The sequence below is a fragment of the Komagataeibacter xylinus genome (assembly GCF_031081985.1).
Lineage (GTDB): Bacteria > Pseudomonadota > Alphaproteobacteria > Acetobacterales > Acetobacteraceae > Komagataeibacter > Komagataeibacter xylinus_E.
Genome location: NZ_JARWSK010000004.1, coordinates 351,107 through 376,466, shown reverse-complemented (window position 1 = coordinate 376,466; position 25,360 = coordinate 351,107). Strand labels below are relative to the sequence as shown.

Here is a 25,360-nt window from a genome sequence, read left to right as displayed (position 1 = left end):
CCGGTTTTTTGTGGGTCATAACCCGTATTCCGATACGCGAAGGATCAGAAGCCTTCACGCTCGAGGCGCTTGCGCTCCATCTTGCGGGCGCGGCGCACGGCCTCGGCTGCCTCGCGCGCCTTGCGCTCGGACGGCTTTTCATAGTGGCGACGCAGCTTCATTTCGCGGAAGATACCTTCACGCTGCATTTTTTTCTTGAGGGCCTTGAGGGCCTGATCAACATTGTTGTCACGAACGAGAACCTGCACTGGGTCGTCAACTCCTGATCTGCCATCCGGTATGGATGATCCATGAAACTGAAACTTGGGGAACGTCCGCCCGAGGCCATTCCCTTCGTGCGATTCCCAAACGGGCCGCACCTATATCACACTCGCGCTGCGCAACACAAATCATTCCCGCATGTCGGGGCGCATGAATTTTGGTGCTGCGCTTTGCGCGCCAACGCTGTCATATACATGTTCCCTAAAACAGGAAGGCCTTTCGCTGCATGACGCTGCTCAAGATCGCCCGCATGGGCCATCCGGTGCTGCTGCAACCAACGCAGCCGGTGGCCGATACGCAGGCCCCCGCCATTCGCGCGCTGGTGGCCGACATGATCGAGACAATGCTGGATGCGGGGGGCGCAGGACTCGCAGCCCCACAGGTGCATCACGGCCTTGCGCTGTTCGTCTATCATGTGCCGCTGGCGCGCAGCACAGGCGAGGATGACCCGCCACGCCCGCCTTCCGCCCTGATCAACCCCGTGCTGGAGCCGGTGGGCGACGAGATGGTGGACCGGCTGGAGGGCTGCCTGTCCATTCCCGGCCTGCGGGGCTGGGTGCCGCGCCATGCCCGCGTGGCCTATAGCGGGCTGGATGCGCACGGGCACGCGGTACAGGGCGTTGCATCGGGCTTTCTGGCCAATGTACTGCAGCACGAATACGACCACCTGAACGGAATCCTCTACCCCATGCGCATGACCAACCTTGGCCGCATGGGCTTTGACAGCGAAATGGCCCGTTATGGAGAGCGCCCATGAACCCTTCTGCCCTGGTCGCGCGCGCGGCATCGTGCCTGCATCCGCCCGCCATGCAGCACTCACCACAAGGTGATGCGCTGCTCCGTCATTTCCTGGCCGATTCGCGTGCTGGCACCCATGCCTGGACCCCCGATCTGCTGCGGCAATGCGCCGGGCCGGATTCGGACCTGCTCTTTCCCGGTGGCATGGCGGAACTGGCCGCGGCCTGCTTCGACCTGATGGACCGCGACATGCTGGGCCATGCCCACACCTTCCGCAGCCGCAAGATCAGCCGCCGGGTGCGCGCGGCCATCCTGTTCCGGCTCGAACGCGCCGCCCCCCATCGCGCGGCCATAAAACAGGCGCTGGCGGTGCTGCTGGTGCCCACCCATGCCCGCAGCCTGGCCCATGTGCTCGGCCGCAGCGTCAATGCGATATGGGAGGCGGCGGGCGATTCCTCCACCGGCTTTACCTACATGACCAAGCGGCTGAGCCTGAGCGGGGTCTATGTTGCCACCCTGCTGTTCTGGCTCACGCGCGGGGGCAACCCGGCCTCGGTGGAGGAATTCCTTGACCGCAGGCTGGCCGAGATCGGGCGCATCACCCGCCTGCGCAACCGGCTGACCGGCCGCATCGCCTGACACGCACCCGCCTGCCATGACCACTCCGCCCCGGCCCCCTGCCGCGCGCCCGGTCCCCATGGCGGGCGCGGGCGTGGAACTCCTGTTCCTGCGTGATGAGGACATGCGCCAGGCGCAGGAACTGCTCCTGCTGGCCTGCCGCGCCTTTGGCAACGTGATTGACCCGGCCCTGCAGGAATACGGCCTGGGCCACGCCCATTACCGCATCATGCAGACCGTGGCGCTGCAGCCGGGCATTGCCGTGGGCGCGCTGCTTGATGTGCTGGGCATTACCAAGCAGAGCATGAGCCGCACGCTGGGCGAACTGGTGGCCCATGGCCTGCTGCGCCACGAAACCACGCCACAGGACCGCAGGCGGCGCTGCCTGTACCTGAGCGCGCGTGGAGCGGAGATTGAAAACCGGCTCTTTTCGCTGCAACGTGAAGTGCTGCTACGGGTATATCGCAACGCGGGGGGCCGGGCGGTTGATGGTTTTCGCCGCGTCATGCGCGGCCTGATAGACGAATCGGCCATGCCCGGCGTATCCACCGATGCCCTTCACCCTCCTGACCGGAGTTCTTCATGATCCAGACGGCCTGCGATTCCGCCCTCCCCCGCGACAGCATGATCATGGATGCCCATGTCGTCGTGGTGGATGATGATCCGCGCCTGCGCCGCCTGCTGCACCGTTACCTCAGCGAACAGGGCTTTCGGGTCAGCGCCGCGTGCTCGGCGCAGGAGGCGCGGCAGGTGCTCGGCTTCATGCAGCCCGATGCGCTGGTGCTCGACATTACCATGCCGGGGGAAAACGGGCTGGAACTGACCCGCGAACTACGGCGCGACAACCTGAACTTTCCCATCCTGCTGCTCACGGCACGGGGCGAGCCGGAAGACCGGATCATCGGCCTCGAAGCCGGGGCCGATGACTATCTGGCCAAGCCGTTCGAGCCGCGTGAACTGCTGCTGCGGCTCAAGGCGCATCTGCGCCGCTTCGTGCCGCCTGCGCCAAGCAGCAACCTGCGCATCGTGCGGCTGGGCGAGCTGGAGTTCGACCCCGTGCGGGGACTGTTATCGAATGCGGAGGGAATCGTGCACCTGACGGGCGGCGAATCGGCGCTGCTCTCGGTGCTGGCCCGCCATCCCAACGAGATCCTCTCGCGCACCGCCATCGCCACCACGCTGGACATGGAGGAAATTGGCGAACGCGCGGTGGATGTGCAGGTCACGCGCCTGCGCCGCCGTATCGAGCCCGACCCCAAGGAGCCACGCTTTTTGCAGACCGTGCGCGGCAAGGGCTACGTGCTCAAGCCGGGACTGTAAAAAAGATAAAAGTTTTTGGTGAAGCTTTTTTCAAAAAGCTTCAAAGAACGCCGCTTTTTTGAAAAAAGGCGGCACCCAAAAACTTTTATTCGTTATCTTAAATAAAAAGCCCGGCATGAACATCATGCCGGGCTTTCCTGTCAGGGGCGCGGATCAGCCCGCCTTGTTCAGCCGCGCGAGTTCTTCCACCACGGCGGTGCCCATGCCTGCAGTATTCACTTCCGTCTTGCCCGCACTCATGATGTCGGGCGTGCGCAGGCCACGGTCGAGCACGTTCGAGACAGCCTGTTCGATCAGGGCTGCATCGTCCTGCATGTCGAACGAGTAGCGCAGCAGCATGGCAAACGAGAGGATCTGTGCCAGCGGGTTGGCCTTGCCCTGCCCCGCAATGTCGGGCGCGCTGCCATGGATCGGCTCATACAGCGCGGGCATGCGGCCATCCTCGCCCTTGGCGCCCAGCGTGGCCGAAGGGAGCATGCCAAGGCTGCCGGTCAGCATCGAAGCCAGGTCGGACAGCAGGTCGCCAAACAGGTTGCCTGTCACGATCACATCAAACTGGCGCGGGTTGCGCACAAGCTGCATGGCGCAGTTATCGGCCAGCATGTGGGTCAACTGCACATCAGGGTATTCGCGCGCATGCAGGTCGGTCACGACCTCTTTCCACAACAGGCCGCTTTCCATCACGTTGCATTTCTCGACCGAGCACACGCGGTTGTCGCGCTTGCGGGCCAGTTCAAACGCCACGCGGGCCACGCGCTCGATTTCCGGCGTGGTGTAAACCTCGGTGTTGATGCCCCGACGCGTGCCATCGGCCAGGGTCTCGATGCCGCGCGGGTTGCCAAAATAGATGCCGCCCACCGTCTCGCGCACGATCATGATGTCGAGGCCGCGCACCACGTCGGGCTTGAGGGTGCTGGCATCGGCCAGCGAGTCGAACACCTTGGCCGGGCGCAGGTTGGCGAACAGGCCAAGTTCCTGCCGCAGCTTGAGAATCGCGATCTCGGGCCGGCGGTCAAACCCGGCCGATGCCCATTTCGGGTCACCCACCGAGCCGAACAGCACGGCATCCGCCGCGCGCGCCGCATCGATCACCTCCTGCGTAATCGGCTGGCCATGCACCGCAAGCGACGCGCCGCCAACAAGGTCATCGCTCACATCGAAGCGGATGCCACGCGCCTGCGCCATCCAGTCCATGATGCGGCGGACCTCGTTCATGATCTCGGGGCCAATGCCATCGCCAGGCAGGATCAGGAGCTTCTTGGGTGCGGACATGACGTTTTCCATCCGGTTTCAATCGGTTTGTTAAATGCTTTTTGCCGTGCGGCTGCGGGCGGCAGGAACCGCCCTGCCCGCTCAATCGAGCACGATGCGCGGAATCCACGGCTGGGCCTTGGCGCGGCGTTCCTCGAAGGTGGTGATTTCCTTCTCGTGCTGCAGCGTCTGGCCAATATCGTCCAGCCCTTCAAGCAGCAGCTTCTTGCGCAGCGGATCGACAGTGAACGGCACCTCGGTGCCATCGGGCCGCACCACCACCTGCCGGGGCAGGTCGATGGTCAGCCGCGCGTTACCACCCATGCGGGCATCTTCCATCAACTGCGTGCAGACATCATGCGGCAGCACGATGGGCAAAATGCCGTTCTTGAAGCAGTTGTTATGGAAAATATCGGCAAATGACGGCGCAATCACGCAGCGGATGCCAAAATCCAGTAGCGCCCAAGGCGCATGCTCGCGTGAGGAGCCGCAGCCCAGATTGTCATACGTAATCAGGATCTCCGCCTTGCGGTAAGGCTCCTGATTCAGCACGAAATCCGGGTTCTCCGATCCGTCCGCGCGGTAGCGCATGCTGTCAAACGCGTGCACGCCCAACCCGGTGCGCTTTGTGGTCTTGAGAAAGCGCGCGGGGATGATCTTGTCGGTGTCGATGTTTTCTTCAGGCAGCGGGGCCGCCACGGCCGACAGAACAGTGAATTTATCCATTTTCAGATCAGCTCCCGCACATCGGTCAGGCATCCGGTCACGGCAGCAGCAGCCGCCATGGCGGGCGAGAGCAGGTGCGTGCGCCCGCCGGGGCCCTGCCTGCCCTCAAAATTACGATTGGACGTGGAGGCACAGCGCTGCCCCGGCGTCAGCCGGTCGGGGTTCATGCCCAGGCACATGGAGCACCCGGCCTCGCGCCACTCAAAACCAGCTTCAAGAAAAACCTTGTCCAGCCCTTCCTCTTCTGCCTGCGCCTTCACGATGCCCGATCCGGGCACGATCATCGCCCGCACGCCCTCAGCCACCTTGCGGCCTGCCGCAATGGCGGCGGCGGCACGCAGGTCCTCGATGCGGCTGTTGGTGCACGAGCCGATAAACACGACATCAACCGGCGTGCCCGCAATTTTCTGGCCCGCTTCAAGCCCCATATAGTCAAGCATGCGCTGCATCTGGGCACGCTTGCCGGGATCGGCCTCGGCTGCCGGGTCGGGCACGGTGCCGGTAACGGGGATGACCGTCTCGGGGCTGGTGCCCCAGGTCAGCACGGGGGTGATGTCCTCGGCGCGCAGCTCGACCACACGGTCGTAATGCGCCCCTTCATCCGCAGCCAGCGTCTTCCAGTAGGCCACGGCCTCGTCAAACGCTTCGCCTTTTGGCGCAAACGGGCGGCCGCGCACGTATTCGAACGTGGTCTCGTCAGGGGCCACCAGCCCCGCGCGGGCACCGGCCTCGATCGACATATTGCAGATCGTCATGCGGCCCGCCATGTCGAGTTCGCGGATGGCCGAGCCCGCGAATTCGATCACATGCCCCGTGCCACCCGCCGTACCGATATGCCCGATGATGGCGAGCATGATGTCCTTGGCGGTGACACCGGGGCCAACCTGCCCCTCGACCACGACCTTCATGTTCTTGGCGGGCTTTTGCAGGATGGTCTGGGTGGCCATCACATGCTCGACCTCGGACGTGCCGATGCCGAATGCCAGCGCCCCCATCGCGCCATGGGTGGAGGTATGGCTGTCGCCGCACACGATGGTCATGCCCGGCAGCGAGATGCCCTGCTCGGGGCCGACCACATGCACGATGCCCTGCCGCGCCGAGAGCAGCGGGAAATACGGCACGCCGAATTCCTTCACGTTGCGCTCGAGCGTTTCGATCTGGTTGCGGCTTTCCGCCTCCTCGATGGGCTGGGTGCGGTCGGATGTGGGCACGTTATGGTCCACCACCGCAATTGTTGCATCCGGGTGGCGCAGGCGGCGGCCGCTCAGGCGCAGGCCCTCAAACGCCTGCGGGCTCGTGACTTCATGCACGAGATGGCGATCGATGTAGAGGATGGCCGTCTTGTCCGGAAGGGTTTCGACCACATGGCTGTCCCATATCTTGTCGAACAATGTGCGCGGGGCCATCTTGCTTATCCTCTCCCGGACGGAAACAGGCCGCCATCACGCGCAGGCAACGCACGCGACAGGCAGCCGGAAAATCTTGCATGAAACGGTTCGCCCGTTTCCACCATGCGGCAGGAAACGGGCGAAGGGTCGGCGTATTACTCGGCTGCTGCGGTCGCGGCGGGTGCGGCCACTTCGCGCTTGCGCTCGGCAATACGGGCGGACTTGCCGCGACGGCCACGCAGGTAATACAGCTTCGCGCGGCGCACAACGCCACGGCGCACCACGGCGATCTCGGCAATGGTGGGGGAGTACAGCGGGAACACGCGCTCCACGCCTTCACCGTTGGAAATCTTGCGCACGGTGAAGTTGCTGTTCAGGCCCTTGTTGGAGCGGGCAATGACCACGCCTTCGTAGTTCTGCACGCGCTTGCGGGTGCCTTCAACCACTTCCACACCAACGCGCACGGTGTCGCCGGGCGCGAATTCGGGCACCGCGCGGATGGCGGTAAGGCGGGCGATCTCTTCCGCCTCGTATTTCTGGATAACGTTCATGATCCGGTCCTCGTTCGATAGGATTTCATGTTCAGTTCAGCCGGTCCACATCGGCACGGGGGCCTGTAGTCCGGGGAGTGTCTTGACCCGTGCGGGCCTGGTAGGCCGCCCACAGGTCCGGCCGACGCGCCTGCGTCACCGTCTCGGATGCCGCGTGCCGCCATTTGGCGATCGCGGCATGATGACCGGACAGCAGGACCTCGGGCACGTCGCGCCCGTCCCATTGCGCCGGCTTGGTATAAAGCGGATATTCAAGCAGGCCGTCGGCAAAGCTTTCCTCAACCGCGCTCTCGCCCGATCCCATCACGCCCGGCAGCAGCCGCACGCAGGCATCAAGCAGCACCGTTGCCGCCACTTCCCCGCCCGAGAGGATATAATCCCCGATCGAGACCTGTTCGGCGCCAGAGGCTTCGAGCACGCGCTCATCCACCCCTTCGTAGCGGCCACACAGCACCACAACGCCCGGCCCCGCCGCGTAACGGCGGATATCGGCCTGCGCCAGCGGGCGACCACGCGGCGTGGGATACACCAGCGGGCGACCGGCGCGGTCGATATCGGCAATGGCCGCAGCCACCACGTCAGGCCGCATGACCATGCCCGCGCCGCCGCCAAACGGCGTGTCATCCACCACCCGGTGCCGCCCCAGCCCGTATTCACGCATGTCGCGCGCATCCAGTGACCAGATGCCACGCTCGAGCGCGCGCCCGGCCAGTGACTGCCCCAAGGTTCCGGGGAACATGGCGGGGAACAGCGTCAGCGCCGTTGCCTGCCACGTCATGGCGCATCATCCGCGCTGGCCGTGCCGGGGAAGCATTCGACCGGAACCTCGATCTCGTCGGGCAGGCAGACCTCAATCCAGCCTGCGCGCACATTCACCACCGGCACGCAGCCTTCGGTGAACGGCAGCAGGATGTTGCCCCCTGCCCCATCGATTTCAAGGCTGGTGCCTGCACCATAGTCATGCACGGCCATCACGCGCCCGATCACCCGCCCGCTGCCCTGCTCGCGCGCTTCCAGCCCGACCAGATCGGCGAAGTAGAATTCGTCCGCATCGGGTTCGGGCAGGCTGGTGCGCGGCACGTACAGCTTGCGGTTGACCATCTGCTGGGCGGCCTCACGGCTGTCAATGGCATTGCCTGCCGCATCGTGCAGCCGGGCAATGCCATTGCCATGCCATGTCAGCCGCCACGGGCGGCCCAGATCATCGACCAGCCCGTCATAGGTGGCCAGATCTTCCGCCACGGCGGTGTAGCTGTGCACATGCACAAGCCCCCGCACGCCATGCGGACGACCCACCACACCCATCAGGACCTGATCGCGGTTCATGGGATGACTGCCTGCCTTTCCTGCCTGTCTATCGCGTCAGTTACGCTGCGGCTGCTTCGGCAGCGGCGGCGGCACGCTCCTGCGCGCGCTTCTTGGGCGCGGACTTCTTGGGCTGCTCGTTCCAGGTCGGCTTCGGTGCCAGGCCAGCGTTGCCAAGGAAGCGGGCCACGCGGTCGGTCGGCAGCGCGCCGTTGGACAGCCAGTGCGTGATGCGCTCGGCAACCAGGCGCACGCGGTCAGCGTGGTCGGACGGCAGCATCGGGTTGTACGAACCCACGCGCTCAATGAAGCGGCCATCACGCGGGGAGCGGCTGTCAGCCACGACAATGTGGTAGTAGGGGCGCTTCTTGGCACCTGCGCGGGCGAGACGGATCTTGAGGCTCATTTAAGATTTCTCCAGACAGTAGAAAGACAAAAAGAAAAACGGGAACGACGCTCAGGCTCAGCCGAAAGGTGGCCGCCCGCCGCCGCCCGGGGGGCGACCCCCGTTTGGCATGAGTGCGGACAGACCCTGACGCATCAGTCCCTTCACGCCCAACTTGCTGAACCGCTTCATCATGGAGGCCATGGCGTCATACTGCTTGAGCAGACGGTTGATCTCCTGCACGGTCGTACCTGACCCGGCGGCGATGCGCTTCTTGCGCGAGGCCTTGATGATGGAGGGCGTGCGCCGCTCCTTGCTGGTCATGGATGAAATGATGGCCTGATGGCGCTTGAGCACGGAGGTATCAAGCTCCTTGTCGCCCAGCGCGTCCTTCAGCTTGCCCATGCCCGGCAGCATGCCCAGAATGCCGGAAATGGACCCCATCTTGTTGATCTGGCGGATCTGGGCTGCGTAGTCATCCAGATCGAACTTGCCCTGCATCATCTTGAGGGCAAGCTTCTCGCTTTCCTCATGATCGAGGGTATCGGCCGCCTTTTCCACCAGGCCCGCGATGTCGCCAAGGCCGAGGATACGGCCGGCAACACGCTCGGGGTGGAATTCCTCAAGGGCATCGAGCTTCTCGCCCGAGCCGGTCAGCTTGATCGGCGCACCCGTGATCGCACGCATGGACAGGGCGGCACCGCCACGGGCATCGCCATCCATGCGGGTCATGACCACGCCGGTCACACCCACCGCCTCGTTGAACGCCTTGGCGGTGTTGACCGCGTCCTGCCCGGTCATGGCATCGACGACGAGCAGCGTCTCCGCCGGGTCGGTCGCGGCACGGATGGCGCGGACCTCGTCCATCAGCGCTTCATCAATGGACAGGCGGCCTGCGGTATCGAGGATGACGATGTCATACCCCTCGCGGCGACCCGTATCCATGGCGCGCTCGGCAATCTGTACCGGCGTCTGGCCTGCGATGATGGGCAGCGAGGTCACACCCGCGCGCTCGGCCAGCTGGGCAAGCTGCAACTGGGCGGCGGGGCGCTGGGTATCAAGGCTCGCGAGCAGCACCTTCTTGCGCTCGCGCTGGGCGAGGCGACGGGCGATCTTGCCCGATGTGGTGGTCTTGCCCGAGCCCTGCAGGCCGACCATCAGGATCGGCACCGGCGGGGCGGCATTCAGGTTGAGGGGAACCGCGCCAGCACCGCCAAGGGCATCGATCAGCGCATCATTGACGATCTTGGCAACGGCCTGGCCGGGCGAGATGCTGTCGAGCACCTCATGGCCTACCGCGCGTTCACGCACCTTGTTGACGAAATCCTTGACGACAGGCAGCGCCACGTCGGCATCCAGCATGGCCAGACGCACTTCGCGCATTGCTTCCGTAACATCTGCTTCCGACAGGGCCCCGCGCTTGGCAAGACCATCGAACACACCGGAAAGCTTGCCTGACAGCGTCTCGAACAACGTATTTCCCCAAAAGTAGACGCGCCACTGCGCGAACCCTCGCGAAGTGACGTGCCTGATTAGTCCGGCGGATGTATCGCGCCCTGCCCCCGCGTGTCAAGCATTGCGGAGACTCCGCAACAAAAAACGGCTGCCGGGCACGGGGCCGGGCAGCCGCTCTTTTCCTCCATGCCTGCGCGGGGCAGGCAGGCGGGTCTTACTTCTTGCCGTCTTCGGGCGGCTGCGGGGGCGCGGTCAGCGCGCGCAGCTGCTCGTGCAGGCTGTCGATCTTGTCCTGCGTCGCACGGATCTGGTTGAGCTGGTCAGCCGTCAGGATATCGTGGATGCGGATGGCCGTCTGCAGGCGGGCGGCTTCATGGCGCTGGTGGATGGCCGTGATCTGCTGCTGCAGGCCAACGATCTGGGATTCATCAACCTTGCCCGGTGCCACGAGCAGGGCCTGGATCTGCTTGTGCAGCCCATGCTCCTGCTCCATGTCGGCATGGAAATCGGGGTGGCTGTCCTTCAGGATCGCCTGCAGCTTCTTGTGCTGGGCCGAGGTCAGCTGCACGTTGCCAAGGAACGGCATGCCATAGGCACCGCCACCCGGGCCGCCCATCGGGCCAGCCATCATGCCACAGCCACCCGGCGGCGGCGGCGGGCCGTGGTGATGCTTTGCAAAAGCCTGACCGGAAAGGCCGGTTGCCATACCGCCGACGATCGTGGCAGCGAGAATCAGTTTCTTCATCATGGGAACCAAGTCTACTCCTGTTATAACCTGCTTCATACCCTGCATGCAGCCTGCGGCTGATACAAGGCCTGTAAACGCAACGCTACATCACCCCATCCGGTTCAACAGGGGCAAACTTGCTACAAAATGTAAGGCCAGGGCGCGCGGCTAGCCAAAACGCCCTGTAATATAATCCTGCGTGCGCTTTTCACGGGGCGTGGTGAACATGCGGTCGGCACTATCCACCTCCACCACCTCGCCCATGTAGAAGAACGCCACCTGGTCGGCGCAGCGCGCCGCCTGCTGCAGGTTGTGGGTGACGATGGCGATGGTGAAATCGGCCTTCAGCTCATCAAGCAGCTCCTCAATGCGCGCGGTCGAGACCGGGTCGAGCGCGCTGGTCGGCTCATCGAGCAGCACCACCTCGGGGCGGGTGGCGATGGTGCGCGCAATGCACAGGCGCTGCTGCTGCCCGCCCGAAAGGGCTGCCGCCGAATCGCGCAGCCGGTCGCGCACCTCGGGCCACAGGGCCACGCGCCTGAGCACGTCTTCCACCCGCGCCTCCATCGCCGCGCGGTCGAGCCGTTCATGCAGCCGCACGCCAAAGGCGATGTTGTCATAGATCGACATGGGGAAGGGCGTGGGCTTCTGGAACACCATGCCCACGCGCGAGCGCAGCACGTTGAGGTTCACCTTCGGGCCGATGATGTTGCAGCCATCAAAGATCACCTCCCCCGTGGCGCGCTGGCCGGGATAGAGGTCATACATGCGGTTGAGCACGCGCAGCAGCGTGGACTTGCCGCAGCCCGAAGGCCCGATCATGCCCGTCACCTGCCCTTGCGGGAAGTCGATCGATATATCCTTGAGCGCATGGTGCGCACCGTAATAGAAATCGAGGTTCCGCACCGAGATCGCTGCGGGCACGGCATCATTGTGCGCGACTGTCATGTTCATTTCCTGTTACGTCCCAGCCCCAGCCGCACGGTTATGTTGATCATCAGGATGCCCGTTGTAATCAGCAGCGCGCCGGTCCAGGCCAGCGCGGTCCAGTCCGCATAGGCCGCACCCGCATACTGGTAGATGGTGACCGGCAGGCTGGCCATGGGTTTGCCGGGGGCTATCGACCAGTTCATGTTGCCCAGCGAGGTGAACAAAAGCGGCGCCGTCTCGCCCGATACGCGGGCCAGCGCCAGCAGGATGCCCGTCGCCACCCCCTCGCGCGCGGCGCGCAGGCACACGAACAGGATCATCCGCCACCGGGGCGCGCCCAGCGCAATCGCCGCCTCGCGCATGGCCAGCGGCACGAGGCGCAGCATGTCCTCGGTGGTGCGCACCACTACGGGCACCACCAGCATGGACAGTGCCAGCGCCCCGGCAATGCCCGAAAAATGCCCGCTCGGCACCACCACGATCATGTAGATGAACAGCCCCACCAGAATGGACGGGGCCGAAAGCAGCAGGTCCGACACGAAGCGGACAAAATTGATCAGCTTCCCGTCAGTGGCCGTGAACTCGGCAAGGTAGATGCCCACCAGAAGCCCCACGGGCGCCCCGATCAGCACGGCCAGCCCGGTCTGGATCAGGCTGCCCACGATGGCGTTGGCCAGCCCCCCCGCCTGCCCCGGCGGCAGGGTCACGTGCACGAACGTGACCCAGCGCAGCCCCCCCACCCCGTTGCGCACCAGCACGAACAGGATGGAAAACAGCATGAGCAGCACCAGCACGGTCGCCGCCCAGCACAGGGCGGTGGCCACGCGGTCCACCATCCGGCGGCGGATGTCGGACACGCCGTTGCCCTGCCAGCGCGCGCCGGCACACGGGGCCGCCTGCGCGGCGGGGGTGGTCGTATGCATAGTCATGTCAGCGGCCCGCCGCTTTGGTGCGCAGCAGCAGCCGCGAACAGACCAGCGTGCCAAGGGAGATCAGCATGAGCAGGAACCCGGCTGCCATGAGGGAGGAAAATTTGAGGCTGCCCACCGCACTCTCGGGGAATTCGAGGGCGATGAGCGAGGCGATGGTGTTGCCCGGCGAGAACAGCGACCAGCCGATATGATTGGCGTTGCCGATCACGAAGGTGATGGCCATCGTCTCGCCCAGCGCGCGGCCCAGCCCCAGCATCACGCCGCCCACCACCGAGGAACGCGACCACGGCAGGATGATGCGGCGCACTACCTCCCATCGCGTCATGCCCAGCCCGTAGGCGCTTTCCTTCAGCACGGCGGGGATGGACAGGAACACATCGCGCATCACGGCGCAGATGAACGGCGTGATCATGACCGCGAGGATCATGCCGCCGGTGAGGAAGCCGGTGCCATAGGGCGCGCCACGGAACAGCGTGCCGAGGCCCGGCACCCGGCCCAGCGTGTGGCTGGCCAGCGGCTCGACATAATGCGCCATGAACGGCACCAACACTGCAAAGCCCCACATGCCAAAAATGATGGACGGCACGGCGGCCAGAAGCTGGATGAGCGTGCCGATAATGCCCGCGATACGCGCCGAGGCGATCTCGGTCAGCCATACGGCAATGCCGAAGGCCAGCGGCACGGCCAGCACGATGGCCAGCAGCGCGGTGATGACCGTGCCGAACATGGGCGCGGCCGCCCCGAAATGCTGGGTGACGGGATTCCACGCCTTGTCGAACACGAAGCCCGGCCCGAATCTGGCAAACGCGCCGCGCGCGCCCCAGGCCATGACGGCAACCATGCCGCCCAGCCCCAGCAGGATCAGGGCTGCGCTACAGCGGACAATGGCGGCGAATACGGCATCCCCGTTTCCCTTTGCCGCCCCGGTCAGGGCCGAAGGGGATGTTGCAGACCGCTCCATACAGAAGACCTCCGTGCCGCCACACGCATCAAAGTTCTCAACATTCGCGCCCGCAGGCACACCGGAATGCCGGGACCAATACTGGACCGGAAGGCAGTTCTGCAACCGTCATGAGCGCCCGAGGGCGAAGTTTGCGCCACATCGTTGTATTTTTGTGCAATTCCGGCGGCATATGGCCCGCGTCATTTCACCGCGGCCCGCAGCAGGTCACGCAGCACGCCACGCGCCGCATCAACCGACATCCGCTCGAGCACCAGCGCATTGGGTTGCCCGCCTGCATGCTGGGGAAGCTGGATTACGGTCATGCCACGGGTGAAGGTGCCCCGGCATTCCACCGCCACATGCGCCAGATGGCCGCTGAACAGGGCGGGTGCGACCAGCGCCAGCAGGGGCGTGGCGGCTGCCAGCGCCAGATCCACCCCGTTGCCGCCGCCACGGCCCATGCGGGCAGCCACCAGATCAGCATGCACCCGGCCCGCGACCGAGGCCGGATCGTGGCCCATGGCGGCGAGCGGCTCCATCCACACCGCATCGGCCACGAAGCGGGTGGTGCAATCAAGCGGCACGAGCGTGACCGGCACGTCCATCCCCAGCACGACGGACGCGGCCTCGGGGTCGGCTGCGATATTGCGCTCGGCCACCGTTGTCACATTGCCCGGCACATGAAAGGCGCCGCCTGCCATGACCACGCCATGCAGATGCCCCGCCACATCGGGCGCCTGCACCAGGGCAAGGGCCAGCGTGCTCAGCGGGCCGCTACAGCACACGCTCACGCTATCGGGCGGGCAGGCGCGTATGGCCTGCACCAGATGGGCAGCCCCCAGCCCGTCATTGCCTGCGGGCAGGCTGCGCCCTGCGCCATAAGGCGGCACCATCGGGCCGGGTGCGCCAGCGTAGACGCCCACATCCGCCAGGCCGTGCTGGTCGAGCATGTCGCGCGCATGGGCCATGGCAACCCCGACCTCCGTGGCCTCACCGCTGAACAGCACGCCCGCCAGGCGCACATGCGTAGGCAACTGCAGGGCCGCCAGCAAGGTTGCCGCTGCCTGCGCGCCGGGTGTCAGATCAAGAATGATGGGGCGTGTCATGGGCATCCTGTCCTGCTGGGTTGCGCGGTGTGTCGGTGGTGGCCTGTTACAACAGTTCAGTCAACCATGGCCTGCCGGGTGGGGTAAAAAGCCGTTATTTAATCAATGTCCGCATGGGCTGGCCGCCAGTACAGTGCCCGCGCCACAAGCCTGTCCACCCCCCACCACAGCAGCACAGTCATCGCGGCCAGCACCGCGAGGGCTGCAAACATGAGGTCGGTCTGGAAGCGGGTGTTCGCCGTCTGCATGAGAAAGCCGAGGCCGGAGGACGCCCCCACCCACTCCCCCACCACCGCCCCGATGGGCGCGATGGCCGTGGCCATGCGCACGCCGGTGGCAAAGGCGGGCATGGCGGCGGGCAGGCGTATATGCACCAGCACGCGCCAGCGCGTGGCCCCCATGGTGCGGGCCAGGTCCATCCACCCCGCCTCGGTCTGGCGCAGGCCATCGCCAAGCGCTGATGTGACGGGAAAGAAGATGACCAGCACCGCCATCACCACCTTGGATGCCATGCCGAATCCGAACCACAGCACCAGTAGCGGCGCGAGCGCGAAAACCGGCACGGCCTGGCTGAGCAGCACCATCGGCATGACCCATCGCCGCAGCGGCGCCCACAGCGCCATACCGATGGCAAGCGCGCTGCCGGCTCCGATGCCGATGCCAAGGCCGAGCAGCGTTTCCTCCAGCGTGGTCACGGCCGCCGGTTCAAGCTGGGCACGGCCCGACCACAGGGCGCGGGCCACCGCATCGGGCGCGGGCAGCATGTAGGGCGGCACATGCCCCCACCGTGCCAGCGCCCCCCACAGGGCCACCAGCCCGGCACAGGTCACCACCGGGCGCAGCACCGCCATGACACGATGGGAAGCCGGGCGGGTCATGATCCCTTCCCCCTCCGCCAGCATGACGGCGCGGGCAGCACCGATGCATCAGAGACCGGACACCGGACCTGCATGGCATGGGGAGAGATGAATCCTGTCATTACCCGTGCTCCCCCTACCGAAGAGAAAATACGCCGTCTCATGACGCTCTCCCCCGCAGCCGATGAAAAGTGCAAACGGACCACCATCATGGCGCGGGAATAGGCGAGACGTGTCATTGCATCATCCGCCGCAGCAGGCTGGCCTGCGCGGACAGCACCGCCGGGGCATCGACCGGGCGCGGCGTGGCGCCCGCGGGCACGTCCAGATGCGCAAGGGTGGCGGGGTTGCCTGCCATGAGCAGCATGGCGTTGGCCAGGCGGCAGGCCTCGAGCGGGTCATGGGTGATCAGCACCACGGTGCGCCCGGCCAGCATGCGCCCGGCCAGATCCTGCATGCGCGCGCGCGTGATGCTGTCGAGCGCGGAAAAGGGTTCATCCATCAGCACCACGGGGCGATCTTCATACAGCACCCGCGCGAGGGCCGCGCGCTGGCGCATGCCACCCGACAGGGCGGCAGGCAGCACGCCCGCCTGGTCGGCCAGCCCCACACAGTCCAGCAGATGGCGCGCGCGTTCCAGATCAGGCCGCTCGCCACGCAGGCGCGCGCCCAGTGTCACGTTATCAAGCACGCTGGCCCAGGGCAGCAGCAGGTCCTGCTGGCCCATCCATGCCACCCTGCCCGCAAGGGGCAGGCCATCATCAGCCACGATGCGCCCGTAATCCGGCACGGCCAGTCCACCGATCATGCGCAGCAGCGAGGTCTTGCCCACCCCGCTTGCGCCAAGCAGCACGGTCATGTGCCCGGCGGCCAGAAGCAGGTCCAGCCCGCGAAACAGCGGGGCGTTGCCATAGTCCAGCCCGACGCCTTCAAGCCGGATGCCGGGGGGCGGCGTCATTTTTTACGTTTGGGGTAGGCGATGCCCAGCGCGTCACGCGCGGCGGTGGCCATCTGGTCCACGCGCTCGTTATTCACATCACCCGAATGGCCGCGCACCCATTTCCATTCGATCTCGTGCCTTGCGCTGATATCGAGCAGCCGCCGCCACAGGTCCATGTTGGCCACCGGGTCGCCCGCGGCATTGCGCCACTTGCGCCGCACCCAACCGGTGCTCCAGCGGGTAATGCCATTGCGCACGTATTCGCTATCGGTATGCAGCACCACGCGGCAGGGGCGCTTGAGGGCCTCGAGCGCCTCGGCAGCGGCGGTGAGTTCCATGCGGTTGTTGGTGGTCTCCGCCTCGCCGCCCGAGAGTTCACGCTCCTGCCCGCGAAAGCACAGAAGCGCCCCCCAGCCACCGGGGCCGGGATTGGGTTTGCAGCCGCCATCGGTCCAGATTTCAACCAGATCGGTCGTAGGCTGCACCACGTCGGCCGGAGATGTGTCTTCGCTCATGCAGGGAATTCCTGACCCAGATGGGCGGCAAAGAATTCCATGCGCGCCAGATAATCAAGCGGGTTCTTGCGCGTGACCAGCGCATCGGGCGGTGTGTTGATCCAGTCATACAGCCGGGTGAGCGTAAAGCGGATGGCCGCCCCCGTGGCCAGCGTGGTCAGGGCCGCGTCTTCCGCCTCTTCCAGCGGGCGCACATGGCGGTAGGCCGCAATCATGGCCGCTGCCCGCGCGGGCACGAAGCGGTGGTCGGCATCGAAACACCAGGCATTGATGGTAATGGCCAGATCGTAGGCATACCAGTCGGTGCAGGCGAAATAGAAATCGATGATGCCTGAAAGCGCGCCGTCACGGAAAAACACGTTATCGGGGAACAGGTCGGCATGGATCTGCCCACGCGGCAGGGTCGGGTTGTTGCCCACCCCCGGCCATGCGGGCAGCACGCGGGCCAGAACCGCATCCACGTCACGTACCAGACCGGGCCGCAGTTCATCACCGCGCGCCCGGCAGGCATCAAGCAGCCCGGTCCATGCCTGCGGCCCCATGGAGTTGGGGCGCTCGGCAACAAACCCCTCGCCCAGCAGGTGCAGCCGCGCCATGGCGGTGCCCACCTGCGCGCACATATCCACATCCACCGCCACGGCCCCCTTGCCGGGCAGGAAGGTGGTGATGGCAGCGGGCCTGCCGCACAGTTCACGCAGCGTGCGGCCCTCGCGGTCGGCCACGGGCAGCGGGCAGGACAGCCCACGCGCGGCCAGATACTGCATCAGCCCGAGGAACCATGGCAGTTCCTCAGGGTTCACCCGGCGCTCGTACAGCGTCAGGATAAAGGTGGCCTCGGTGGTCTTCAGCAGGAAATTGCTGTTCTCCACCCCTTCCGCAATGCCGTGGCAGGCGATGGGCCTGCCGATGTCATAGCCTTCGAGAAACGCAGCCAGCGCATCGTCCGGCACTTCGGTATAGACTGCCATGTGACGGTACGGATCAGCCCAGCGGTGCCGGCAGGCGGAAGGCCACGTTTTCTTCCTTCACGGTGATTTCCTCGATCTCGAGCGTGAAGCGCTTGGCCAGGGCCGCCACCATTTCCTGCACCAGCGATTCCGGGGCGGAGGCGCCAGCGGTAATGCCCAGCGTGGACACGCCATCAAGCGCCGACCAGTCCAGCGCGTTCAGGCGCGGCACCAGCAGGGCGCGCGGCGCGCCCGAGCGCTCGGCCACCTCGCGCAGGCGCTGCGAGTTCGACGAGTTGGGCGAGCCGATCACGATCACCAGGTCACAGCCCGGCGCGATGGCCTTGACCGCTTCCTGCCGGTTGGTGGTGGCGTAGCAGATATCCTCGCGGCGCGGGCCTTCGATCAGCGGGAAGCGCTCGCGCAGGATGTCCACGATCTCCGCCGTATCATCAACCGAGAGCGTGGTCTGGGTGATGAAGGCAAGGCGTGAGGGGTCGGCCGGCTGGACGGTGCGGGCTTCTTCGGCATCGTTGATGAGGGTGACGGCGCCCACGGGCAACTGGCCCATGGTGCCCACGACCTCCGGGTGGCCAGCGTGGCCGATCATCAGGATATGGCGGCTTTCCGGCCCGCCATCGGCGAAATGGCGCTCGGCCTCGCGGTGCACTTTCGAGACCAGCGGGCAGGTGGCATCGAGGTAAAGCAGGTTGCGGCGCATGGCCTCGGCCGGCACGGTCTTGGGCACGCCATGGGCCGAGAACACGACCTGGCCATCGGCGGGCACTTCATCGAGTTCCTCGACAAAGATCGCGCCCTGCGCCTCGAGCGCCTCGACCACGGTGCGGTTATGCACGATCTCGTGGCGGACATAGACCGGCGCGCCGTAGCGGCGGATCGCTTCCTCCACCACGCGGATGGCACGATCGACACCCGCGCAGAAGCCGCGGGGGCCTGCGAGCAGCACCTTGAGCACGCGGGGCGGGGCATCGGCGGCGATATTATCGGGCGTATGAATCATCTGGTCGGGCATGGTGTTCCCCAAACATCCGGCGGGCGGTATAGGATACGGGCCGCGATCTGCTACAGTTGCGGCGCCGGCATCCCGAGCGATGGACCCGGCCCTACGCAAACCACGGCAATGGCGCAAGCCATTTTCCCGTTCATCCTAACGTATTCTGCCATGCCTGTCCTCCCCCCTCGCTCCGCCGCCTGCATATCCCGCCCCACGCCATGCCCGCGCCGTGGGGCTTCATCCACACCTGACCTAGCCGGAACGCCCGCATGATCCCTGCCCCTGTGTCGCCGCGCCTGTGGCGCAATGCCCTGAAAATCTGCACGGTCGCGGGCCTGTCCCTGCTGGGCGCGTGCGAGGGCGAATCCGATTCGATCGATTTTGCCCCGGCCTGCCCGGTGGTGGAAATTCCGGGCGAGGCAGCGGATTACTACCAGTACACCGGCAATGACCACGACGTGACCCACCTCGTGGCCCGTGCCAGCCTCACACGCGTGGTTGGCTCGTGCGAAGATGGCCAGCACCGCACCGTAATGACCAACATGAAGATTGGCCTGCATGTCGAGCGTGGCCCGGCCTCGAACGTCAATTTCGTCAACATCCCGTATTTCGTGGCGGTGGTGTTCAATGGCGAGATCAAGAGCAAGAAGGAATTCGTAGCCCATGTCTCGTTTGATGACGGGCGCATGCAGGACCTGACCCACACCCGCAACATTCCCATCACGCTGCCGGTGTCGCGCCATATCCACAGTGACCAGTACCATATCGAGATCGGCTTCCAGCTCACCAAGGCGCAGCTTGACTTCAACCGCGCCCATCTTGTCATGCCCACCTTCCACAAGATGTAAGGCCGCCCCGTGCCCGACCGCGCAGCAGACACGAAGGAACTGACCTGGCGCGGCGTGGTGATCGGCGCGCTGATCACGGTCGTCTTCACCGCGTCCAATATCTATCTGGGCCTGCGGGTGGGGCTGACGGTGGCGACCTCCATCCCCGCCGCCGTCATTTCCATGGCGGTGCTGCGCCTGCTCGGCGGCGGCACCATCCTCGAGAACAACCTCGTCCAGACCCAGGCCTCGGCGGCGGGCACGCTGTCGTGCGTATTTGCCAGCCTGCCCGCGCTGGTCATGGCCGGGTTCTGGCAACGCTTTCCCTTTGTGCAGACAGCCGTACTCACGGCAGCGGGCGGCATGACGGGGGTGCTGTTCACCATCCCGCTGCGCCGGGTCATGCTCGCCGACCCGACCCTGCCCTTCCCCGAAGGGGTGGCCGCAGCCGAGATCCTGCGCGCGGGCCACCATGGCGAAAGCCCCGGCGGCCTGCGCGCGCTGCTGCGCGGCGGCATCCTTGCAAGCATCTTCACCTTCGCCTCGGCGGGGCTGCGGCTGCTGGGCGACGGGATCACGACATCGCTTACCTGCGGGCTTTCGGCCTTCCGGTTCTCGCTCGGTTTTTCGCCAGCGCTGCTGGGCGCCGGTTACCTCGTGGGGCTGGAAGGCGGACTGGCCATGCTGCTGGGCGCGCTGCTGACGTGGGAGATCGCCATTCCCGTCATGGCGCACCTTGTGCCGCACCCTTCGGGCCTGCCAGCGGATGATTTCGCCACGCAGATATGGAAGGACAAGGCGCGTTTCATCGGCGTGGGGCTGATTGGCGTTGCCGCCATCTGGACCGTGCTGCGCATGGGCCGCCCGCTGCTGGGCAGCCTGCGCGGGCTGCTGGTGCGCCCGCCCGCAACGGCAGGGGCACCCGCACGCACCGATACCGACCTCTCGCCGCGGGCCATGCTGGCTATAGCCGGGCTGGTGGTCGTGACGATTGGCGGCATGTTCGTAACTTTCGCCGCCCCCGCCGGGCTGACATCGGCGCTGGTGGCAGCCCTTGCCGGGCTTGCGTGCTGCCTTGGGCTGGGGCTGTTTGTGGCGGCGGCGTGCGGCTACATGGCGGGGCTGGTAGGGTCATCCTCCTCGCCGCTGTCGGGCGTTATCATCCTTGCCGCGATGTGCCTGGCCTGCGTGTTCGTGGCGCTGCGGGCGGTGGGGCTGTTTGCAGGAGCACAGGGGCAGCATTTCACCATCGGGTTCTGCCTGTATGCGCTGACCGCCATCACCGCCTCCGCCGCCATTGCCAATGACAACCTGCAGGACCTGAAAACCGGCCGCATGGTGAATGCCACGCCATGGCGACAGGAAATCGCGCTGCTGATCGGCTGCGTGACCGGGGCGCTGGTGATTCCGCCGGTGCTCAACGTGCTGTACCAGACCTATGGCTTCGTGGGCGCCATGCCGCATGCGGGCATGGACCCGACCCGGGCGCTGGCCGCCCCGCAGCCTGCGCTGCTGCTCATGATTACATCGGGCATTTTCCTCCATCAGCTTGACTGGAGCATGCTGGGGCTGGGAGTTGCCGCGGGCTGCGGGCTGATTGCGCTCGATGCCGCCCTGCGCCGCAGCGGGCGCGGCGCGCTGCCGCCGCTGGCCGTGGGCATTGGCATCTACCTGCCCATGAGCATTTCCATGACGCTGGCCGTGGGTGCGCTGCTCGGCCATGTCATGACCCGGCTGACCAAGGGGGCTGGCGGCCATCAGGGCACCATGGTCGCCTCGGGCCTGATCGTGGGCGAGAGCCTGACCGGGGTGGTGCTGGCCTGCCTGTCGGCTGCAAGCGGGCGTGACGCGCCGCTCTCGCTGCGGCCCATGGCCATGGGCGACACGCTGCCCGAACTGGCGGGGCTTGTGGCCTTTGCCGCGTTATGCCTGTGGTTTGCCCGCGCGCAACAAGGCAACGCAGACCAATAACCCGAGGGGGGCATGGACGCAGGCCCGCTTTCCGTGGCACCCTGCCTGCATGTCCCGCCCTTTTGACAGCCTCGCCTTTCCCCGCCCCGCGCGTGATGCGCTGGCCCTGCGCTTCGGGCAGGTCTCGACCCTGCTTGACCAGGGCCGCGTGGCCGATGCCGCTGGCCTGTTCGATACGATCCGCCGCGATTATGAAAGCTGGTCCGCCCTGGTTGACCTGCGCTTCGCACAGGACACCACCAGCGCGGACGCCAAGGCCGACCGTGACTACGCCGATGGGCTTGGCCCGTATGTGACCGCGCATGAAGTCACCCTCAAGCGCAGGCTGCTCGAATACCCCGACCCCACGGCGGTGGCCCAGGTGGTGACACCCCACACGCTGGAACTGTGGCGCACCGACATCACCACCTTCGACCCCCGCATTGCCGATGCACTGGAGGAAGAAGCCCGCCTGAGCGGTGAATACACAGCCCTGCTGGCCAGCGCACGGGTGGAGATTGACGGACGGCAGGTCAACCTGTCCGGCCTCGCCCCCTATGCCGAAAGCACCGATCGGACCGTGCGCCAGCAGGCCGAAGAACTGCGCTGGGCGTTCTTTGCCAAAAACGCGCCCCGGCTCGACACCCTGTTTGATGACATGGTGCACCTGCGCGATGGCATGGCGCGCACGCTGGGTTATGACAACTACATTCCACTGGCCTACCGCCGCATGCGCCGCGTGGATTACGGGCCTGCCGATGTGGCGCGCTTTCGCGAGGACGTGCGCACCCATGTCGTGCCGCTGGTGCATGACATCGTGCAAAAACGCGCCACCACCATGGGGTGGGATGTGCTGTATTCATGGGATGAACCGCTGATCGACCCGCTGGGCAACCCCCGCCCCGCAGGCGGCCATGACGCGCTGATGGCGCGCGCGCAGACCATGTTCGACCGCATGGGCGGCGATCTCGGCCCCTTCTTTGCCCAGATGCGCGAGAACGGCTATCTCGACCTCATCAACCGGCCAGGCAAGGCGGGGGGCGGGTTCTGCACGTCCTTCCCGACGGTGGGCATGCCGTTCATCTTCGCCAACTTCAATGGCACGCAGCACGACATCAACGTGTTCACGCACGAGATGGGCCATGCCTACCAGAACTGGAAAAGCCGCAAGCTGCCCGCCATCGACCTGCTATGGCCGACCATGGACGCCGCCGAGATCAACTCGATGGCGCTGGAATTCCTCACCTGGCCGCATATCGACCTGATGGTCGAGCCCGGACAGGGCGAGCGCTACCGGCGCATGCACCTCATCTCGTCGCTCGCCTTCCTGCCTTACGGCGTGTGTGTCGATCACTTCCAGCACGAGGTCTATGCCCGCCCCGACATGACCCCCGCCGAGCGCCATGCCGTATGGCGCACGCTTGAGCAGCGCTACCTGCCCTGGCGCGATTATGGCGGCCTGCCCCACCCCACCATGGGCGGGCGGTGGCAGGCGCAGGGGCATATCTACCGCTCGCCGTTCTATTACATTGATTACGCGCTCGCCCTATGCTGCGCCATGCAGTTCTGGATCCGCAGCCGCGATGACATGCCGGGCGCACTGAAGGCCTATGTGGACCTGTGCACGCAGGGTGGGGCGCAACCCTTTACCCGGCTCGTGCGTTCGGCCGGGCTTCAGTCCCCCTTCAAGCCCGGCACGCTGGCCGATGTGGTGCGCACCGCGCGCGCCCTGCTCGATGACTGAAAACGGAAGGCCGTTTTTGGGTGACGCTTTTTGAACAAGGCTTCACCCAAAACTTTTGTCTCTTATCCATATTCCGGGGAATGCATGCCCACCACCACGCCTACGGTTGCCCGCACCGTGTACAAGACGCTGGCCGTGCTTGGGCTGACAGTGCTGTTCATGCTCAGCCTGCGCCTGAGCACCACCGTGGCCGGTCTGGTCGACCGCATTGCGAGCACCGATCTGTGGCTGTCCGTCTACCGCCTTGCGGGCGCCACGGATGAGACCGAGCAGGAACGGCTGATCGTGATGGCGGTGGCCCTTGTGTGCTGCGTACTGGCCATCGGCGTGGTAGAGATTGCCGACCGGCTGCTCATGCGCCGCGCTGCCAGAAAAAGGTGAGTTCATGCTTGTTGTGCCACAGATGCAGCACGCGCCCGCCGGGAATGGCAGCAAAGACCTCTGCCGTGTCGTGGTCGGTCTCGCCCTGGAATTTGATGGTCATGACAATCCGCGCAGCCCTGCCTGAAGCAATCCAGCGCTGCGCCAGTGCGAGCAGCCGCGTGGGATAGGCGATGATGTCGGAGAACAGCCAGTCCACGGGTTCGCAAGTGGCGGGGTCCAGCCCGAAGGCGCTTTCATAGCGGCACGTCACATTGGGCAGGGCGGCAATACTCTCGGCCAGCGGCGCACGGTCAATGGCCGTGACCTGCGCGCCGTGGCTGGCCGCAACCCATGTCCACCCACCGGGGCAGGCCCCGAGGTCGATGCAGGTCTCGCCTGCCACCGGCCAGCGGCCAAGGCGGAACAGTGCCTCCCATAATTTGAGATAGGCGCGTGAAGGCGGCTCCGTACGGTTCTCGACAAAAGCCACCTCGCCATTGATGAACGGCGCAGACTTGGTGGGCGAGAGCAGAAGCTGGCCTGGCGCCAGCAGCGTCCAGCCACCCAGATGGGCATCAGGCGGCATGGCGGGAAAAACCACGGGTTTGGGCCGCACCGGCGGCAGGGCATCGGTAATCAGGGCGCTGCGGCGGTGGAGTATGGGCGCGTAACCCGCCCAGTTGCGTTGCAGGCCGCGCATGATCCGCGCCGCCCCCTTGATGGAGGGCACCGCGTGCAATGCGGGCGCATCCCATATGTCAATCGCTCACAGGCTGGTCACCGGCAGTGCTGCTGACAGCGCCAGCCGCCCGTGCCAGCACAGTGCTCCCGCCCCCTTGCGCGTCAGTTCCTGTTCCAGAACCTCCTCAAATCCGGGGGCGGCCAGATAGGCGCTGCGCACGGGCCAGGCGGGCTGCGTATATGTTTCGGGCTGGGCATTCATGCGCGCATGACCCCCACCGCCAGCAAAAGCCACGCCCCCATGAGGATACTGCCCCCCGTTGGCGCCACCGGGCCGGGATGGATGCCCCAGAACGCCGTCAGCGCCACGCCCACGCTGAACAGGATGGTGCCCACCGCCATGAGGCAGCCGGAAAGGGAAATGAGCGCGCGGCACCCCTGCTGGATCATCAGCACTGCGATGCCGATCATGGCCAACGCGTGCCACATCTGCATCTGTATGGCCTGCCGGGCCATGTCACGCCCGCCCTCGGCAAAGAAACGGTCAGGCAGATGGGCGGTGAGCGCCCCGCCCATGACGGCGGAAAAGGCGGCCAGCGCCGCGAAACACAACAGAAACCGGACAACAGTAGGCATTCAGCATATCCGCAAACAGGGTGACGACCCGCACACGACGCGGGCGGGCACACCCTACTCCCGCCGTGGGCGCATCGTATAGGCCAGCCCGGCATGAAGGGCGACCGGCAAGCCAGCGGGCCGGATCAGGACGGTAGGAAAGTTTTCCTCTGCTCTGCCCTGCCCTGTCGCCTTCATCTGCCGCAGGGCCCGGTATTGTGGCCTGCCGGCTTTGTATGGCGGGCCAAAACTGATAAACCGTGGGGGCGT

General features: G+C 65.7%; 28 protein-coding genes and 1 pseudogene. 8 read left to right on the top strand and 21 right to left on the bottom strand.

All coding sequences use genetic code 11. The features are described from left to right. Window positions 1-44: 44 nt before the first annotated feature. Window positions 45-248, bottom strand: a complete 204-nt coding sequence (rpsU, locus tag QEG70_RS09960; protein ID WP_010506446.1) for a 30S ribosomal protein S21 — start codon at window positions 246-248, stop codon at window positions 45-47. 239 nt (window positions 249-487) lie between these two features. Here rpsU and def point away from each other — a divergent pair, with 239 nt between their 5' ends. From def to QEG70_RS09940, 4 genes are read left to right on the top strand one after another with little or no spacing between them, the layout of a single operon-like run. Next, window positions 488-1,018 carry a peptide deformylase gene (def, locus tag QEG70_RS09955; protein ID WP_308720512.1) on the top strand — a complete coding sequence of 177 codons (531 nt, stop codon included), beginning with the start codon at window positions 488-490 and terminating at the stop codon, window positions 1,016-1,018. Continuing rightward, complete coding sequence (locus QEG70_RS09950) at window positions 1,015-1,638, top strand: COQ9 family protein (protein ID WP_308720511.1); 624 nt, start codon at window positions 1,015-1,017, stop codon at window positions 1,636-1,638. The genes def and QEG70_RS09950 overlap by 4 nt, the downstream gene beginning before the upstream one ends. 16 nt (window positions 1,639-1,654) lie before the next feature. Further along, entirely contained in the window at window positions 1,655-2,203 is a 549-nt protein-coding gene (locus QEG70_RS09945; protein ID WP_308720510.1) for a MarR family winged helix-turn-helix transcriptional regulator, read from the top strand. Next, window positions 2,200-2,937 (top strand): response regulator, encoded by a 738-nt coding sequence (locus QEG70_RS09940; protein ID WP_159262292.1) that lies wholly within the window; start codon window positions 2,200-2,202, stop codon window positions 2,935-2,937. The genes QEG70_RS09945 and QEG70_RS09940 overlap by 4 nt, the downstream gene beginning before the upstream one ends. Before the next feature lie 153 nt (window positions 2,938-3,090). On the opposite strand, the gene leuB is transcribed toward QEG70_RS09940, so the two are convergent. From leuB to ispH, 18 genes are all read right to left on the bottom strand, one after another. Then, window positions 3,091-4,209, bottom strand: a complete 1,119-nt coding sequence (gene leuB / locus QEG70_RS09935) for a 3-isopropylmalate dehydrogenase (RefSeq protein ID WP_308720509.1) — start codon at window positions 4,207-4,209, stop codon at window positions 3,091-3,093. Window positions 4,210-4,290: 81 nt separating this feature from the next. Next, the gene (gene leuD / locus QEG70_RS09930; RefSeq protein ID WP_308720508.1) at window positions 4,291-4,914 is read right to left on the bottom strand and encodes a 3-isopropylmalate dehydratase small subunit; all 624 of its coding nucleotides are present in this window, start codon (window positions 4,912-4,914) and stop codon (window positions 4,291-4,293) included. Window positions 4,915-4,916: 2 nt separating this feature from the next. After that, window positions 4,917-6,320 (bottom strand): 3-isopropylmalate dehydratase large subunit, encoded by a 1,404-nt coding sequence (gene leuC, locus QEG70_RS09925; RefSeq protein ID WP_308720507.1) that lies wholly within the window; start codon window positions 6,318-6,320, stop codon window positions 4,917-4,919. 137 nt (window positions 6,321-6,457) lie between these two features. Continuing rightward, window positions 6,458-6,853 carry a 50S ribosomal protein L19 gene (rplS, locus tag QEG70_RS09920; protein WP_130730553.1) on the bottom strand — a complete coding sequence of 132 codons (396 nt, stop codon included), beginning with the start codon at window positions 6,851-6,853 and terminating at the stop codon, window positions 6,458-6,460. 31 nt (window positions 6,854-6,884) lie between these two features. Next, on the bottom strand, window positions 6,885-7,631 hold the full coding sequence (trmD, locus tag QEG70_RS09915) for a tRNA (guanosine(37)-N1)-methyltransferase TrmD (RefSeq protein WP_308720506.1): 747 nt from the start codon (window positions 7,629-7,631) through the stop codon (window positions 6,885-6,887). After that, window positions 7,628-8,179, bottom strand: a complete 552-nt coding sequence (rimM, locus tag QEG70_RS09910) for a ribosome maturation factor RimM (protein WP_308720505.1) — start codon at window positions 8,177-8,179, stop codon at window positions 7,628-7,630. Before rimM ends, trmD begins: the two co-directional genes overlap by 4 nt. 40 nt (window positions 8,180-8,219) lie before the next feature. Beyond that, window positions 8,220-8,564, bottom strand: a complete 345-nt coding sequence (rpsP, locus tag QEG70_RS09905) for a 30S ribosomal protein S16 (RefSeq protein ID WP_010506467.1) — start codon at window positions 8,562-8,564, stop codon at window positions 8,220-8,222. A gap of 57 nt (window positions 8,565-8,621) precedes the next feature. After that, window positions 8,622-10,016 carry a signal recognition particle protein gene (gene ffh / locus QEG70_RS09900; protein WP_308720504.1) on the bottom strand — a complete coding sequence of 465 codons (1,395 nt, stop codon included), beginning with the start codon at window positions 10,014-10,016 and terminating at the stop codon, window positions 8,622-8,624. Between the two features lie 196 nt (window positions 10,017-10,212). Further along, entirely contained in the window at window positions 10,213-10,746 is a 534-nt protein-coding gene (locus QEG70_RS09895; RefSeq protein ID WP_308720503.1) for a Spy/CpxP family protein refolding chaperone, read from the bottom strand. 147 nt (window positions 10,747-10,893) lie between these two features. Continuing rightward, a complete protein-coding gene (pstB, locus tag QEG70_RS09890; RefSeq protein ID WP_308720502.1) occupies window positions 10,894-11,679 on the bottom strand; it encodes a phosphate ABC transporter ATP-binding protein PstB in 786 nt (261 codons plus the stop codon). Further along, the gene (gene pstA / locus QEG70_RS09885) at window positions 11,676-12,578 is read right to left on the bottom strand and encodes a phosphate ABC transporter permease PstA (RefSeq protein WP_374762587.1); all 903 of its coding nucleotides are present in this window, start codon (window positions 12,576-12,578) and stop codon (window positions 11,676-11,678) included. Before pstA ends, pstB begins: the two co-directional genes overlap by 4 nt. A 7-nt stretch (window positions 12,579-12,585) precedes the next feature. Continuing rightward, window positions 12,586-13,548, bottom strand: a complete 963-nt coding sequence (pstC, locus tag QEG70_RS09880) for a phosphate ABC transporter permease subunit PstC (protein WP_308720500.1) — start codon at window positions 13,546-13,548, stop codon at window positions 12,586-12,588. 182 nt (window positions 13,549-13,730) lie between these two features. Continuing rightward, window positions 13,731-14,636 (bottom strand): nucleoside hydrolase, encoded by a 906-nt coding sequence (locus tag QEG70_RS09875; RefSeq protein WP_308720499.1) that lies wholly within the window; start codon window positions 14,634-14,636, stop codon window positions 13,731-13,733. A gap of 98 nt (window positions 14,637-14,734) precedes the next feature. Continuing rightward, the gene (locus QEG70_RS09870; protein ID WP_308720498.1) at window positions 14,735-15,514 is read right to left on the bottom strand and encodes an ABC transporter permease; all 780 of its coding nucleotides are present in this window, start codon (window positions 15,512-15,514) and stop codon (window positions 14,735-14,737) included. 214 nt (window positions 15,515-15,728) lie between these two features. Continuing rightward, window positions 15,729-16,451 carry an ABC transporter ATP-binding protein gene (locus QEG70_RS09865; RefSeq protein ID WP_308720497.1) on the bottom strand — a complete coding sequence of 241 codons (723 nt, stop codon included), beginning with the start codon at window positions 16,449-16,451 and terminating at the stop codon, window positions 15,729-15,731. Further along, on the bottom strand, window positions 16,448-16,948 hold the full coding sequence (rnhA, locus tag QEG70_RS09860) for a ribonuclease HI (RefSeq protein WP_308720496.1): 501 nt from the start codon (window positions 16,946-16,948) through the stop codon (window positions 16,448-16,450). Before rnhA ends, QEG70_RS09865 begins: the two co-directional genes overlap by 4 nt. Beyond that, entirely contained in the window at window positions 16,945-17,916 is a 972-nt protein-coding gene (locus QEG70_RS09855; protein ID WP_308720495.1) for a homoserine kinase, read from the bottom strand. Before QEG70_RS09855 ends, rnhA begins: the two co-directional genes overlap by 4 nt. A 13-nt stretch (window positions 17,917-17,929) precedes the next feature. After that, window positions 17,930-18,928 (bottom strand): 4-hydroxy-3-methylbut-2-enyl diphosphate reductase, encoded by a 999-nt coding sequence (gene ispH / locus QEG70_RS09850; protein ID WP_308720494.1) that lies wholly within the window; start codon window positions 18,926-18,928, stop codon window positions 17,930-17,932. A 251-nt stretch (window positions 18,929-19,179) separates the two neighbouring features. Between ispH and QEG70_RS09845 the strand changes: the two genes are divergently transcribed. The 4 genes from QEG70_RS09845 to QEG70_RS09830 all read left to right on the top strand — a co-directional run bounded on the left by QEG70_RS09845 (window position 19,180) and on the right by QEG70_RS09830 (window position 23,812). After that, window positions 19,180-19,758 (top strand): hypothetical protein, encoded by a 579-nt coding sequence (locus tag QEG70_RS09845; protein WP_308720493.1) that lies wholly within the window; start codon window positions 19,180-19,182, stop codon window positions 19,756-19,758. 9 nt (window positions 19,759-19,767) lie between these two features. Continuing rightward, complete coding sequence (locus QEG70_RS09840; RefSeq protein WP_308720492.1) at window positions 19,768-21,708, top strand: OPT family oligopeptide transporter; 1,941 nt, start codon at window positions 19,768-19,770, stop codon at window positions 21,706-21,708. Window positions 21,709-21,757: 49 nt separating this feature from the next. Further along, window positions 21,758-23,431 (top strand): M3 family oligoendopeptidase, encoded by a 1,674-nt coding sequence (locus tag QEG70_RS09835; protein ID WP_308720491.1) that lies wholly within the window; start codon window positions 21,758-21,760, stop codon window positions 23,429-23,431. Window positions 23,432-23,515: 84 nt separating this feature from the next. After that, window positions 23,516-23,812: a hypothetical protein gene (locus QEG70_RS09830; RefSeq protein WP_308720490.1), complete on the top strand. Its 297-nt coding sequence runs from the start codon at window positions 23,516-23,518 to the stop codon at window positions 23,810-23,812. Here QEG70_RS09830 and QEG70_RS09825 read toward each other — a convergent pair. Next, window positions 23,784-24,737, bottom strand: a pseudogene (locus tag QEG70_RS09825) (SAM-dependent methyltransferase). The gene QEG70_RS09830 and the pseudogene QEG70_RS09825 overlap by 29 nt on opposite strands. After that, window positions 24,734-25,111: a DUF423 domain-containing protein gene (locus QEG70_RS09820; protein WP_308720489.1), complete on the bottom strand. Its 378-nt coding sequence runs from the start codon at window positions 25,109-25,111 to the stop codon at window positions 24,734-24,736. Before QEG70_RS09820 ends, QEG70_RS09825 begins: the two are co-directional and overlap by 4 nt. Window positions 25,112-25,360 lie beyond the last annotated feature (249 nt).